This is a genomic window from Mesorhizobium sp. M0848, from assembly GCF_040319805.1.
Classification (GTDB): domain Bacteria; phylum Pseudomonadota; class Alphaproteobacteria; order Rhizobiales; family Rhizobiaceae; genus Mesorhizobium.
Map to the genome: position 1 here is coordinate 97227 of NZ_JAMYOM010000023.1, position 12753 is coordinate 109979.

At 62.6% G+C, this 12753-nt stretch carries 14 protein-coding genes; 8 read left to right on the top strand and 6 right to left on the bottom strand.

The window, feature by feature from the left end:
* Positions 1-96: 96 nt before the first annotated feature.
* Positions 97-729, bottom strand: a complete 633-nt coding sequence (locus NKH95_RS24565; RefSeq protein ID WP_352555052.1) for a LysE family translocator — start codon at positions 727-729, stop codon at positions 97-99.
* Between the two features lie 440 nt (positions 730-1169).
* A complete protein-coding gene (locus NKH95_RS24575; protein ID WP_023809741.1) occupies positions 1170-1406 on the bottom strand; it encodes a type II toxin-antitoxin system Phd/YefM family antitoxin in 237 nt (78 codons plus the stop codon).
* A gap of 147 nt (positions 1407-1553) precedes the next feature.
* On the opposite strand from NKH95_RS24575, the gene rfaD reads away from it, so the two are divergent.
* The 3 genes from rfaD to waaC are packed head-to-tail and all read left to right on the top strand — an operon-like array spanning position 1554 to position 4488.
* Complete coding sequence (gene rfaD, locus NKH95_RS24580; RefSeq protein WP_352893479.1) at positions 1554-2522, top strand: ADP-glyceromanno-heptose 6-epimerase; 969 nt, start codon at positions 1554-1556, stop codon at positions 2520-2522.
* Complete coding sequence (gene waaF, locus NKH95_RS24585; protein WP_352893481.1) at positions 2495-3502, top strand: lipopolysaccharide heptosyltransferase II; 1008 nt, start codon at positions 2495-2497, stop codon at positions 3500-3502. Before rfaD ends, waaF begins: the two co-directional genes overlap by 28 nt.
* Entirely contained in the window at positions 3499-4488 is a 990-nt protein-coding gene (gene waaC / locus NKH95_RS24590; protein WP_352893483.1) for a lipopolysaccharide heptosyltransferase I, read from the top strand. The genes waaF and waaC overlap by 4 nt, the downstream gene beginning before the upstream one ends.
* A gap of 241 nt (positions 4489-4729) precedes the next feature.
* Here waaC and greA read toward each other — a convergent pair whose 3' ends face one another.
* Positions 4730-5203: a transcription elongation factor GreA gene (gene greA / locus NKH95_RS24595; protein WP_013530066.1), complete on the bottom strand. Its 474-nt coding sequence runs from the start codon at positions 5201-5203 to the stop codon at positions 4730-4732.
* 270 nt (positions 5204-5473) lie between these two features.
* Complete coding sequence (locus NKH95_RS24600; RefSeq protein WP_023809744.1) at positions 5474-6013, bottom strand: tetratricopeptide repeat protein; 540 nt, start codon at positions 6011-6013, stop codon at positions 5474-5476.
* Positions 6014-6156: 143 nt separating this feature from the next.
* On the opposite strand from NKH95_RS24600, the gene NKH95_RS24605 reads away from it, so the two are divergent.
* The 3 genes from NKH95_RS24605 (at position 6157) to NKH95_RS24615 (ending at position 9091) form a co-directional block, all read left to right on the top strand.
* Entirely contained in the window at positions 6157-6582 is a 426-nt protein-coding gene (locus NKH95_RS24605) for a DUF3775 domain-containing protein (protein WP_013530064.1), read from the top strand.
* 187 nt (positions 6583-6769) lie between these two features.
* Positions 6770-7807 (top strand): extensin-like domain-containing protein, encoded by a 1038-nt coding sequence (locus NKH95_RS24610; RefSeq protein WP_031212699.1) that lies wholly within the window; start codon positions 6770-6772, stop codon positions 7805-7807.
* A gap of 477 nt (positions 7808-8284) precedes the next feature.
* Positions 8285-9091 carry an extensin-like domain-containing protein gene (locus NKH95_RS24615; protein ID WP_352440407.1) on the top strand — a complete coding sequence of 269 codons (807 nt, stop codon included), beginning with the start codon at positions 8285-8287 and terminating at the stop codon, positions 9089-9091.
* Positions 9092-9103: 12 nt separating this feature from the next.
* On the opposite strand, the gene NKH95_RS24620 is transcribed toward NKH95_RS24615, so the two are convergent.
* Positions 9104-9817, bottom strand: a complete 714-nt coding sequence (locus tag NKH95_RS24620) for a gamma-glutamylcyclotransferase (RefSeq protein ID WP_352893485.1) — start codon at positions 9815-9817, stop codon at positions 9104-9106.
* A gap of 110 nt (positions 9818-9927) precedes the next feature.
* Here NKH95_RS24620 and NKH95_RS24625 point away from each other — a divergent pair, with 110 nt between their 5' ends.
* Positions 9928-10635, top strand: coding sequence for an LssY C-terminal domain-containing protein (locus tag NKH95_RS24625; protein ID WP_352796008.1), 708 nt, complete (start codon positions 9928-9930; stop codon positions 10633-10635).
* A gap of 13 nt (positions 10636-10648) precedes the next feature.
* Here NKH95_RS24625 and NKH95_RS24630 read toward each other — a convergent pair whose 3' ends face one another.
* The gene (locus NKH95_RS24630; protein ID WP_352440404.1) at positions 10649-11671 is read right to left on the bottom strand and encodes a zinc-dependent alcohol dehydrogenase family protein; all 1023 of its coding nucleotides are present in this window, start codon (positions 11669-11671) and stop codon (positions 10649-10651) included.
* 126 nt (positions 11672-11797) lie between these two features.
* Between NKH95_RS24630 and NKH95_RS24635 the strand changes: the two genes are divergently transcribed.
* Positions 11798-12712, top strand: coding sequence for a LysR family transcriptional regulator (locus NKH95_RS24635; protein WP_023809750.1), 915 nt, complete (start codon positions 11798-11800; stop codon positions 12710-12712).
* Positions 12713-12753 lie beyond the last annotated feature (41 nt).

Genomic DNA, 12753 nt, shown 5'->3' on the forward strand with positions numbered 1-12753 from the left:
TCATCAATCGACTGGTCGGATCGCTCATGGCGAAAGCCGATATACCGCAAATTCACGCAGCGCAACGGCAGGCATGATCCCGGCAGGCTCGGGCGGTCAGCTCTTCTGCAGGGCGACATGGACGCCCAGCCCGACCAGCACGGCCCCTCCCGCCCGTTGCATCAGCCGCTGTGCCCGGCTCGAACGCCGCAAACGGCCGATCACGGCGCCCGCCAGGAACACACAGACGATATCGGCCGAGGAGAACATCAGATTAACGATCGTGCCGAGCACGACGAACTGCAGCCAGACCGGAAACGCCGCCGAGGCGTCGATGAATTGCGGCAGGAACGCCATGAAGAAGATCGCTGTCTTCGGATTGAGCACCTCGACGGTGATGCTCTCGAAAAAGGCGCGCCGCGCTGATTTGCGCTCGATGGCAGGCAGCGACGCATCGCCGTCTGCGCGCTTGCGAAACAGCGAGACGCCAAGCCAGATCAGATAGAGCGCGCCGACCAGCTTGACCGCCAGGTAGAGGGTCGGCACGGCATGAAACAGCACCGACAGCCCGGCAGCCGCGGCGAAAACATGCACGTAGCCGCCCAGATGGATGCCAAGTGCCGCCGTCAGGCCGGACCAGCGGCCGCGCGCCATCGTCTGCGCGGCGGCATAGAGCATGGCCGGGCCTGGAATGTAGGCGAAGATCGCCGTGGTGGCGAAAAACGCGATGAGCAGTTCGGTCGATGGCATTTTTGGTCCCTCACGATCGTGCTCTGTTCTGTCGATTCAGTCCGCGCGCGGGATGGCTTTGGACTGACCCGTGCGGACAACCGCAGTAAAAGCGAACATAATTTTCTTGTGAAATGACGGGCTGAACGCGCCGATTCGCGCACCCGGCTCGAAATAGGCTGACGCTTCCAGGATATCATGATTGTACTCGTCGACCATGACCCAAAGGGGCATAGGTCGAGGCCCGCACGGTGGCGTTCAATTTCCGGGATGCTGACGGCAACGCGATCACGGCCCGGCTGCGTGGAAGTGATTGCAAGGATGAAGAGGCCGTACCGCCGGCTTTCCCAGGAAGGACAGCCACAAAGGCTACAGGCCGTGACTTCCGGCCTTCGGTCTCGCCGTCTCCGTGTTGGCGATGCCAAAGATATGGATATCGCCAGACGTCCGCAGCGGCGGGTTTAATCACGGTCCAATTCCGCGGCGTACTCCTCAAGCATCTCGACATGTTCGGTCGGGGCATCCTCCGCAGCGTAGACGCGGCGGCTGTCGTTGCCGAAGCGCGCTTCGTAGGCCTCGATGCTCATCAGGACGTATCTCGGCTTGTTGTGGCGAGTGATGGAGACCGGCTGCTGGCTCGCAGCTGCAAGCACATCTCCAAGATTCTGTTTCAGATCGGTCGATGGATAGTTTTTCATGGGATGTCCCGTTTTGTCCATAATAGACAAAACAGACAAAACAGACAAGCGCATAAAAATGGCAGGACAGGCACATGCCTGGCTTTATCGACAGCCCGCCTAGCCTCCCCTATAAGGGCCGGAATCGCAAGCAACCAGAGGCCCTTCATGATCATCGTCACGGGCGGCGCCGGCATGATCGGCTCCAACATCGTCGCCGCGCTGAATGCCGAAGGGCATGACGACATCCTCGTCGTCGACGACCTTACCGACGGTCACAAGATCGCCAATCTTGCCGATCTCAAGATCGCCGACTATCTCGACAAGGACGACTTTCTGCCCCGCATGGAGGCAGGCTCGCTCGGCCGCATCGAGGCCGTGTTCCACCAGGGCGCATGCTCGACCACCACCGAGTGGAACGGCAAATTCATGATGGAGGTGAATTACGCCTTCTCGAAACGGCTGCTGCATGCAAGCCAGGCGCTGCGCGTGCCCTTCCTCTACGCTTCCTCGGCTTCCGTCTATGGCGGCGGCTCGGAGTTCCGCGAGGATCCCGCGCTCGAGCGGCCGCTCAACGTATACGCCTATTCCAAGAAGCTGTTCGACGACTACGTCAGGCGAACGGTGTTCGCCGGGCGCACTGGTTTCGATACCGACCATTCGCAGGTCGTGGGTTTGCGTTACTTCAACGTCTATGGCCCGCGCGAAGCGCACAAGGGCGCCATGGCCTCGGTCGCTTTCCATCTGTTCAACCAGGTCGAGCGAGGCGAGAACCCGAAACTGTTCGGCGCCTATGACGGGTTCGGACCCGGCGAACAAAGCCGCGACTTCATCCATGTCGGCGACGTCGCCGACGTCAATCTGTGGCTGTGGAAACAGGGCTCAAGCGGCATCTTCAATTGCGGCACCGGCCGTGCCCAGCCCTTCCGCGCCATAGCCGAAACGGTGATCGACACGCTGGGCCAAGGGCAGATCGAGTTCATCACCTTCCCCGACCATCTCAAGGGCAGCTACCAGAGCTTTACGCAAGCTGATATGTCCCGTTTGCGCGCGGCCGGTTACAATGGCCAATTCCGGACAGTGGAAACCGGTGTCAGAGACTATGTCGAATGGCTGAAAGCCCAACGATCCTCGTGATCGGCCCACGCTGGGTGGGCGACATGGTGATGGCGCAGTGCCTGTTTTCGGCGCTGAAGGAGTTGCATCCCAACGCCGCCATCGATGTGCTGGCGCCAGGCTGGGCAGCACCCCTGGTCAAGCGCATGCCCGAAATCCGCCAGCAGATCGACTTTCCGCTCAAACCCGGTGCGCTCGAATTCACCCATCGGCGCCGCTTCGGCCGCCTGCTGCGCGGCCGCTACGACATCGCCTATGTCCTGCCGGGCAGCTGGAAGTCGGCGCTGATCCCGTTCTTTGCCCGCATTCCGCGCCGGGTCGGCAACCTGCGCGAGATGCGCTATGGCCTGTTGACCGACATCGTGCCATTGCCCGACAGCATCAAACGACGCACCGCGCAGGCCTATTTCGGCCTTGCCCAGGGCGGTGGTTTCCGGGCGCCACGGCTTAGCGTGGACACGAAAAACCAGGTCGACCTGCTCGGCCGGTTCGGCCTAGCGCCGCAGAAATTCGTGGCCCTGATGCCCGGCGCCGAATTCGGCCCGGCCAAGCGCTGGCCCAGCGAAAGCTATGCCGGGCTTGCCCGCGATTTCATGGGCAAAGGCTTGAAGGTCGCTCTGTTCGGCTCGAAGAACGACCGCGACGCGACGGCGGAGATCGCGGCCCTGGCGCCCGGCGTCGTCGATCTCGCCGGACAGACGCGGCTGGAGGACGCCATCGACCTGATATCCGCCGCAAGGCTGGCCGTGTCCAACGACAGCGGGCTGATGCATGTCGCGGCCGCCGTCGGCACGCCGATCGTCGCCGTCTACGGCTCGACCTCGCCCGAGAACACGCCACCGCTGGCCGAGCACCGGGAACTGGTCTGGCTTAGCCTGTCGTGCTCGCCCTGCCACCAGAAGGTCTGCCCGCTCGGCCACCTCAACTGCCTGAAGACGCTGCAAGTCGGCCAGGTCGCGGCAGCGGCGGAGCGGCTGCTGGACATCCCGGCAGCGGCATGAAGGTGCTGATCGTCAAGACGTCATCGATGGGCGACGTCATTCACACCTTTCCGGCCGTCGAGGATGCCCGTCGCAACCGCCCGGACCTGACCTTCGACTGGTGCGTCGAAGAGGCATTTGCCGGCATCGTCGCGCTTCACCCGGCGATCGACCGGATTCATACAGTGGCGATCCGGCGCTGGCGCAAGGCGCTGCTCGACGGCGCCACCTGGCGCGAGGCGGCCGCCCTGCGGCGGACCTTGCGCGATTGCCGGTACGACCTCGTCATCGATGCGCAAGGCCTCCTGAAATCGGCTCTGGTGGCAAGACAGGTGGGCTCCCCCATTGCCGGCTTCGACCGTTCGAGCGCGCGCGAACCTTCTGCGACGCTGTTCTACGATGCCACTTATCCCGTGCCGCGCGACCTGCACGCCATCGAGCGGACACGGCGGCTGTTCGGGCTGGCGCTCGGCTATCAGCCCGATCTTTCGACCCTGGACTCCGGCATCGTGCCGCCCGCCGGCACTCTGGTGGGCCCTTCTCGAAAAACCGCCTTCCTGCTGCACGGCACCAGCCGCGAAGACAAGAAATGGCCGGCCGAAGACTGGATTGAAACCGCCCGCCTGCTGGCTGAACGTGGGATGACGCCGGTCACCACATGGTCGAACGAGCGCGAGAAGGCCGTGGCCGAAGCCATTGCCAAGGCAGTGCCATCGACAGTTGTGGTGCCAAAGTCACCGCTGGCCGACATCGCTGCGTTCATCGGCCGCTCGGAACTGGTCATCGGCGCCGACACCGGGCTGACCCATCTCGCCAGCGCCTTCGGCCTGCCAACGGTTGCGGTGTTCCTGGCAACCGAGCCCGGGTTGACGGGGCCTCGCGGGCAATATGCGTCGACGCTTTTGGCTCAGCCCGGGAAGCGTGTGATGCCGGCGGAGGTGGTGGCGGAGGCTGAAAGGCTGGCGGGACTCCAGGTCCTTGGCAAGGCCAACGCTGGCAAGAACTGAAGTCAATCGGAAAGGCTGGCGCTGCCCTCATCCGCCTGCCGGCACCTTCTCCCCGTATAACGACGGGGAGAAGGGATCTGAACGCAAGGCCAGCGTCTATTCTGCTACGTTGAAAATTGGCGAAATCGTCGATGAGAGCATCTTTCTCCCCGTCACTATACGGGGAGAAATGCCCGGCAGGGCAATGAGGGGCGGCGCAAACCTCAGCTTAAAAGTCGCAGCCGCTCCCCCCTCGAATTCCCTAGATGAACTGCACCTGGACGATCTCATACCCCCTGGCACCGCCGGGCGCATTGACTTCGATGGCGTCGCCGACTTCCTTGCCGATGAGCGCACGCGCGATCGGCGAGGAGATCGAGATGCGGCCGGACTTCACGTCCGCCTCCTGGTCGCCGACGATCCGGTAGGTCTTCTTTTCCTCGGTGTCCTCGTCGACCAGCACCACGGTGGCGCCGAACTTGATCTTGTCACCGCTGAGCTTGCTGACGTCGATCACCTCGGCCCGCGCGATATAATCTTCAAGCTCGTTGACGCGGCCCTCGTTGAGGCTCTGCGCCTCTTTGGCGGCATGATATTCGGCATTTTCGGACAGGTCGCCATGCGAGCGCGCTTCGGAGATCGCCTCGATGATGCGCGGCCGCTCTTCCTGCTGGCGCCAGCGCAGTTCTTCCTTCAATGACGCGAACCCCTCGCCTGTCATCGGGACCTTGTTCATGATGCCTGACCTTTCCTGCTGCCGCCCCCGCGTTCCGGGGAAAGCCTTGTCGATGGTACAAAAAGAAAACGGGTCCGGCAGCCTCGGGCTAACGGAACCGTTTCACCGCAATTTCCCTGAACATAGCAATCTTCGCGGGTTTTTCACGCCCAAAAATCGGTTTTGTAAAAATCATCCCCGCATTCATCAGCCGGGGGCGGTGAATGAGACTGGGGGCAACAAAAGCGGCCGCGATCGCTCGCGGCCGCTTAAAAGAGCCCTGGAATCTTTTCAGCTTCGCATAAAATGGTCGATCTGCTCGGCCAGCATGCCGTATTCGCGCGAACCCTTGCCGGTCCGCTTCTCGATTTCCATCAGCTGTTGCTGGGCGCCGGCCAGATCGCCGATCTGCAGATGCGCTTCGCCGAGATATTCACGCACCAGCGTGTAGTCCGGATCGATGCGCAGCGCTTCCTCGTAATAGCCGAGGCCGACTGTGACGCGGCCGGAATGGCGGTGCGAATAGCCGAGATAGTTGAGGATGCGCGGATCCTGCTTGTTGGCGGCAAGGCTGAGCACGGCGATCGCCTCGTCATAGCGCCCGGCCATCGCCAACGCATGGCCAGCATCATAGATGCTGTCGTCGTCGAGCATGCCCTCCTGGGGTGCGACGCACTTTTTCTTCTTCTTGTCCCAGACTTCGCCCTTCTTGCATTGGGTGACGGTCTGATCGCTGCCGCCACTGTCACCGCCGGCGGCGAACACCGGAACGGCAAGGAACTGCAGCGCGACAAGGGCAGTCGCCGCCTGGATCAGCACTCTTTTATGCATCGAAACCTCCTGGAGGGGTGAGAATGCAACACTAACGCCGGTCGGCTTGCGTTTCATCCCGGAAAATTACGTGCGGGAGAACATCAGGTGACGGATGCTGCGAATCCGCTATCATCCGGCAAACGACCTGAGGGAGACGGCCCTTGCAGCGGCGGCTTGAAAAGGACTGGGAGCTTTCGATCGGCCCCGACACGGTGCGCCTGTTCATCCTCAAGGCCAAGGCGCTGAGTGCGGCCGTCAATGAAGACTATGCCGATGGCGCCGAGCACGAGGTCGAACTCGACGGCGAGTCCCATGTCAACCATCACCATGACGGCCTTGCCGAGGAAAGCTCGGAGAATCTGACCGAGGAAGAGCTGCGCGAGCTGATAAACGACCTCAATGTCGATGAAGCAGCCGAGCTGATCGCGCTGGCCTGGGTCGGTCGCGGCGACTACGACGCCACAGAATGGGCGGACGCGCTGGCGGCAGCGCGCGAACGCGCCAACAAGCGCACCGCGAAATACCTGCTCGGCATGCCGCTGCTCGCCGACTGGCTGGAGGAAGGGCTGGAAGCGATCGGTGCGTAACGACGCGGTTACCGTTCGTGATGGGGCCAAGGCAACTTTCCTCGCGTCGGCGCCGTTGACGGCGATGGGGTCGATTGTCTTTTCCCGAATATGCAGGATCGCGTTCGTCATGGCCGTCACGGTCTTGCTGGTGATGCCGGCCGAGGCGAGACATCGCCATCGGCATCACGAGCCGTTGACACCGAGGATAGAGCAGCCGTTGACACCAAGAGCCGAACAGTCCCTTAAACCGCGAGGCGGAAAGCGCCTGAAACCACGAAGACACCGGTCGGTGACGCCGAAGCAGGCACAGCAGAAAACGCTGCCGCCGCTACCCTTGCCTGCCGATGTGCCGATGCCCAGACCCGGCATTTCGGGATCCGGACCCGCCATTCCAGTGCCGGAACCACGCCCGGCGGACGCTGCGAACACCGCCGGCGCGCCCGACCGTTCCAATGAAGAAAAATCCCGCCAGGAAAAGCAGGCACTTCCCGAGCCGCCGGCTCCCGAACCCTCAGCCGATACGGAAAGCGAACCGGAGCCGCCCGCGGTCGCGCCAACGCCGACACCAAAACCCGACATCGCGGAGCCCGAGGCTCAGCCGCCCAACATTGGCCCGCAGCCGTCGCAAAAGCCGGCCGATGCAGACGACGAGAAGATGCTGCCAGACCCGCGCTCGGCCGACATGCCCGATGAAAAAATGCCGGCCGAGGAAGTCGCATGCCGCGAACGGCTGAAGATGCTCGGCGTCGAATTCGAAGAACACAAGGCGGAAAGCCAGGCCGAAATCGGCTGTTCGATCCCCTATCCCATCGTGCTGAAGACCCTTGGAAAGTCCGTCGCCATCGGCCCCGCCACCGAGCTCAACTGCAAGATGGCCGAGGCAATGGCGCGTTTTGCCGCCGATGTCATCCAGCCGGCTGCGAAAGCCGAATTCGGTGCGGACCTGAAATCGATCGGCCAGGCGTCGGCTTTTGTCTGCCGGCCACGCAACGGCACACGAAAACTGTCGGAACACGCGTTCGGCAACGCACTCGACATCGCCAGCTTCACGCTGTCGGACGGCAAAAAGATCGAGGTCGGCCCGGCGCCGCCCGAGAAGGACGCCAAATTCCTCAACGCCGTGCGCAAGGCCGCCTGCGGACCCTTCAAGACGGTGCTCGGTCCGGGCGCCGATCCGGATCATTCCCTGCATTTCCATCTCGATCTCGAACCGAGACGGCATGGCGGAACGTTCTGCCAATAGCCGGAAGCGCACTCAGGAAGTTGGGCTAATATCTATTGCATAGCGCTCGGGGGAAGCGGCTTGTCGATCTCGGCCTTCATGATCAAAACACCACGTGTAAAATCTTCAAAATCTTCGATACTCATGCTGCAAGTCTCTTGGACCAAACTTCTATGTCGGAATTGAACCACAACATATTTCTGCTGGTCCCTGTCCAGCTTCAGAAGAAAGGCAAACGAATAGGGGCTCCTACGCAGAGTTACATATACTTCACGCAGATCACGGGCGGTGAAGAACCGTTTTATCGCACGCCACATTGGCATTTCTCCCCCTCCAACAGCAATTGGTATAGGTTAGGCAAGCGACCCTGTCGAAGATAAATTGCCTTCCGCAATGATCCGCGTGCCGCAATTCGGCCGCAGGCATGAACGCGGACGCTGAGTTTTCCTTTACCCTTGATCGTTAAAATGCCGGATATCCATCAACGGGATTCCGCCAATGGCCGGCAAATTTCGGGCCGTGTTTTTCGCCGCCGCGCGCCAGTCAAAATATGCAGCAAGGCTGACCGCCGGCCTGGCGCTGGCGGCGCTTTCCGCCTGCAACACCGGCAGTGTGCTGTCGCTGCAGCCGGCCGTCGACGTCGGCGCGCAGACGGCTGCCGTGCCGCAATATGCCGGCATGCAGAAGCTTGTTCCTTCCAATCCATACATGACGCAGGCCGCTTATCCGCGCATGGACGAGCCGATGTCGCCCGTCGAGCAGATGCCGGCCAGCGAAACCGACTGCCGGCAGCAATTGAAGCGCCTCGATGTCGCCTACACCGACCTGGCGCCGATCCATGAAGGCCAGTGCGGCATCGATTATCCGGTCAAGGTTTCGGCCATCGGCAACATCCAGATGAAACCCGCCGCGACCCTCACCTGCGACATGGCCGCCACCTTTGCCGGCTGGACGAAGAACGAGCTCGTCCCCTCCGCCCGCTGGCGTTATTTCTCCGGTGTCAAGACCATCCACCAGGGCTCCAGCTATTCCTGCCGCAGGATTGCCGGCGAAGGTGTACTGTCCGAGCACGGCAAGGGCAATGCGCTCGACGTCATGAGCATCGAACTCAACAATGGCGACGACATCGACGTGCGCAAGCCCGGCCTGTTCGCCTTCCGCACCCGGGGCTTCCTCAACAATGTACGCGCCGACGGCTGCCAGTATTTCACCACCGTGCTCGGCCCCGGCTACAATTACGACCACCGCAACCATTTCCATTTCGACATCAAGAACCGCAAGAACGGTTATCGCGCCTGCCGTTAGAAAGAGATCAGCCTAGTCGGCGCCATCGGTTGAAGCGGCGATTTGCCGTGCGACCAAGTCCTGGATGCGCCAGAGATTCCGGTCGCGGATGCCGCTCTCTTCAAGCTTGCTCACGGTCCTGAACAAATACTGCGCCGAAGAGCCCCAATGACCGGCAGCCCGTGCCAGAGTGTCGGCAACCTGCTCCAATGGCAACCGGCCGGCATAGGCCCTGCCATCCGGCGCCGCGACGAAGGCCAAGGCATGCAGCGGCCCGTCCTTGGTCTTGACCTTGATCCAGCATGGCACGTTGGTTGGCGGGTTGGCATCGATCTCGCGGCGCATCAACTGGCCGAGTTGCCCGAAATGGTCTTCCGCGGGCAGCCGATAGACGATGCCGTTGCAACTGCCGCCTCGATCGAGCGCCAGCATCAGGGCCGGCAAATCACGGGTTCCGCGCCAGCGGGTCAGCTTCAGGCAAAACGAGCGGTGCCATCCCGGCGCCGTGGCCGGGCGCTGCTCGACATGGGCGAATTCGGGGTTCCAGATCAACGACCCGTAGGCAAAGACCCAAAGCGTGTCGGGACGATGCTGCGAAAGCAGCTTTTCGACCAGGCCATCGAACTCCGCATCGGTGTGCTCGCTGGTTCCGGGCTCTGGCCCGGGATCAGGCTCGACACGCTCAACTTGCGCGACAAGCTCGGCGGTCAACGCCATTGGCTTGCGGCCTGCCAGCTTCCGCTCCATTGCTGCCCCCGCGAAGAAACGATGGCCCACGATAGAGCGGCGGCGCGCTGCTGGCCATTGATTTCCAGGGTCCGTCGGGCAAAAGATACCGCACGGATCGGGCGGCGTTCATGAGCCAGCGAAGTTTTCGGCGACGCGTTGCAATCTGGGTGGCGACCTTGCTGGCCGCCTATCTGGCGCTCGCCTATTTCGCCGCACCGGAATTCTGGACGTTTCACGATCGCGGCTTTCGCAAGCACAGCTTCGAGATGGTGACGCACACGCCGCAAGGCATTCCGGGCGATCCCATCAATGTCGGTCTTGTCGGTACGCGAAAGGAAGTAATCCACGCCTTCGCCGTCGCCGGCTGGGACACCGCCGACGCCGTGACCCTGAAGACCGCGATCGAGATCGGTGAAAGTGTGCTGTTCGACCACCCCTACCCCGATGCGCCGGTCAGCAGGCTGCTGTTCGATGGCCGCGCCCAGGATCTCGCCTTCGAAAAGCCGGAGGGCCTCAGCGCCGACCGCCGGCATCATGTGCGCTTCTGGCAGACCGAGGCAAGCGGCGACGATGGCCGGCCGCTGTGGCTGGGCTCGGCCAGCTTCGATCGCGGCGTCGGCCTCAGCCACGACACCGGCGCCGTCACCCACCATATCGGCCCCGACATCGACGCCGAGCGCGATTTCCTGATGCGCGACCTGGCCACCGCCGGCACGCTGATCTCGACCAGCGACATATCGGGCGTCGGCGCCACCAGTACGGGCCGCAATGGCGGCGGCGATCCCTATTTCACGGACGGCGAGGCGATTGTCGGCATGTTGAAGCAGCTGCCATGACCCATCGCAAAAGTCAGTTCGTGGTGATCACGATCTTGCCGAACGGCCCTTTCTCCAGATGCTGCAAGGCCTGTGGCACCTCGTCGAAGCCAAAGACCTTGTCGATGACCGGCTTGATCGCCAGCGCCTCGATCGCCTGATTCATACGTTCGAAGGCGCGGCGATGGCCGACCGACAGGCCCTGCACGGTGATGCGGTTGCGCATGAAGGGCACGATAGGGAAGCTGAGCTCCATCGCGCCCAGCAGGCCGATGATCGACAGCCGGCCGTCGGCGGCCAGCGCGTTCAGCGATCGCCGTGCATTGTCGCCGCCGACCATTTCCAGCACGTGGTTGACGCCCAGCCCATTCGTCAGCTCACGCGCGGCCTCGTCCCAGGCCGGTTGCGTGCGGTAGTTGATCCCTTGCCAGGCGCCGAGCTTTCTTGCCCGCTCAAGCTTTTCGTCGCTGCTTGAGGTGACGATGGCGCGCAGGCCGAACGCGGTGGCGAACTGCAGCGCAAACAGCGACACGCCGCCGGTGCCCTGGATCAGAATGGTCTGGCCCGGCACCGGTCTGGTCGCTTCGGCCATGGCGAACCAGGCCGTCAGCGCCGCGATCGGCAATGTCGCGGCCTCGATGTCGCCGAGCGATGGCGGCGCCAGCACCGCGGCGTCCTCGCCGAAGATGACATGATCGGAAAGCATGCCCGACAGCGACGACCCCAGCGTGTGCTTATGCAGCACTGGCGGTGCGTCGCCATCCGGCCAATCGGCGATCACCTGGCCGAGCACGCGCTGGCCGACATGAAAGCGGCTGACCGCACTGCCGACGGCCACCACTTCACCCACCGCGTCGGATGTCGGCACGAAGGGAAAGGCAAGATCGGGGATCAGCACGCCGTCTACGATCATCTTGTCCTTGTAGTTGAGTGACACGGCCTTGGTCCGCACCAGCAAATCGTGCGGCCCTGGCTCGGGTACCTTGCCTTCCACCTGGCTTAGCCTCGACAGGCCAAAACCGCTCATCTGCCAGGATCTGTTGATTGGGGTGCTCATGTCGCGTCGCGCTCCGTGCGTTGATGCAGGCGAGACATTTATGCCTTTCGACTATGGAAAATAGTGCTTTCGTGCGGTATAATTTGACACTGATTGCGGACTAAAAGTCGACAATAGGAAATCGCCATGGAAACGGCCGACCTGCAAGGCATCGTCGCGTTCGTTCAGGCGGTGGAGGCCGGCAGCTTCACCAGCGCCGGCGAGCGGCTGCATGTGACGAAGTCGGCGATCGGCAAATCGATCGCGCAGCTGGAGCAGAGACTCGGCGTTCGCTTGCTGAACCGCACCACCCGCAGCCTCAGCCCGACCAGCGAAGGCGTCAGCTATTATGAAGCTTGCGTCCGGGCCCTTGCCGAGATCGAAGCCGCACAGTCGCTGCTTGCCTCGCGCCGGCAGGTCCCGTCTGGCCGGCTTCGGATCGACGTGCCGCTGGCCTTCGGCCGACGCTGCGTCGCCCCCGTGCTGTTCGAGATTTCGAGGGAATTTCCGGACCTGACGGTGGAAGTCTCCTTCAATGACCGCCGCGTCGACCTGATCGAGGAGGGCATCGACCTGGCGATCCGCATGGGCGAACTCGACGACAGCCTGTCGCTTGCGGCCAGGCGCCTCTACGCCCAGCGCTCGGCCATATGCGCGGCTCCCGACTATCTCGACAGGCATGGCCGGCCGCAATCGGTCGAGGATCTCGCCGATCACAGCGTCATTGGCTACGGTCGCGAGGGCATCGTCCGTCCCTGGGTGATCAGGCATTCCGACGGCCATCTCGCAACCTTCATGCCCAAGGCGCGACTCGTTCTCGGCCATGGCGAACCGATGCTGGATGCAGCGCTCGCCGGCTGCGGCATCGCCTTCCTGCCGACATGGCTGGCCGCCGACAGCCTCAAAAGCGGCGATCTCGAAATGGTGCTGTCGGACTGCCTGGTCGAGAACATCGTCGTGCATGCCGTCTGGCCGGTAACGCGCGCGCTCACGCCAAAGGTACGGGTTGTCGTCGACGCCCTCGTCGAACATTTTTCGACGCCGCCCTGGGATGCCGCGTGACCGAAATGCCGGTCATTTCTCAAAAATCACGTCAGACTATT

Coding starts and splice junctions, on each gene's coding strand:
- NKH95_RS24575 (WP_023809741.1), bottom strand. CDS start 1,406: ATGAAAAACTATCCATCGACCGATCTGAAACAGAATCTTGGAGATGTG.
- waaF (WP_352893481.1), top strand. CDS start 2,495: ATGGCTGAAAGCCCAACGATCCTCGTGATCGGCCCACGCTGGGTGGGC.
- NKH95_RS24625 (WP_352796008.1), top strand. CDS start 9,928: ATGAGCCAGCGAAGTTTTCGGCGACGCGTTGCAATCTGGGTGGCGACC.
- NKH95_RS24615 (WP_352440407.1), top strand. CDS start 8,285: ATGGCCGGCAAATTTCGGGCCGTGTTTTTCGCCGCCGCGCGCCAGTCA.
- NKH95_RS24620 (WP_352893485.1), bottom strand. CDS start 9,817: ATGGAGCGGAAGCTGGCAGGCCGCAAGCCAATGGCGTTGACCGCCGAG.
- NKH95_RS24565 (WP_352555052.1), bottom strand. CDS start 729: ATGCCATCGACCGAACTGCTCATCGCGTTTTTCGCCACCACGGCGATC.
- NKH95_RS24630 (WP_352440404.1), bottom strand. CDS start 11,671: ATGAGCACCCCAATCAACAGATCCTGGCAGATGAGCGGTTTTGGCCTG.
- waaC (WP_352893483.1), top strand. CDS start 3,499: ATGAAGGTGCTGATCGTCAAGACGTCATCGATGGGCGACGTCATTCAC.
- NKH95_RS24635 (WP_023809750.1), top strand. CDS start 11,798: ATGGAAACGGCCGACCTGCAAGGCATCGTCGCGTTCGTTCAGGCGGTG.
- rfaD (WP_352893479.1), top strand. CDS start 1,554: ATGATCATCGTCACGGGCGGCGCCGGCATGATCGGCTCCAACATCGTC.
- greA (WP_013530066.1), bottom strand. CDS start 5,203: ATGAACAAGGTCCCGATGACAGGCGAGGGGTTCGCGTCATTGAAGGAA.
- NKH95_RS24600 (WP_023809744.1), bottom strand. CDS start 6,013: ATGCATAAAAGAGTGCTGATCCAGGCGGCGACTGCCCTTGTCGCGCTG.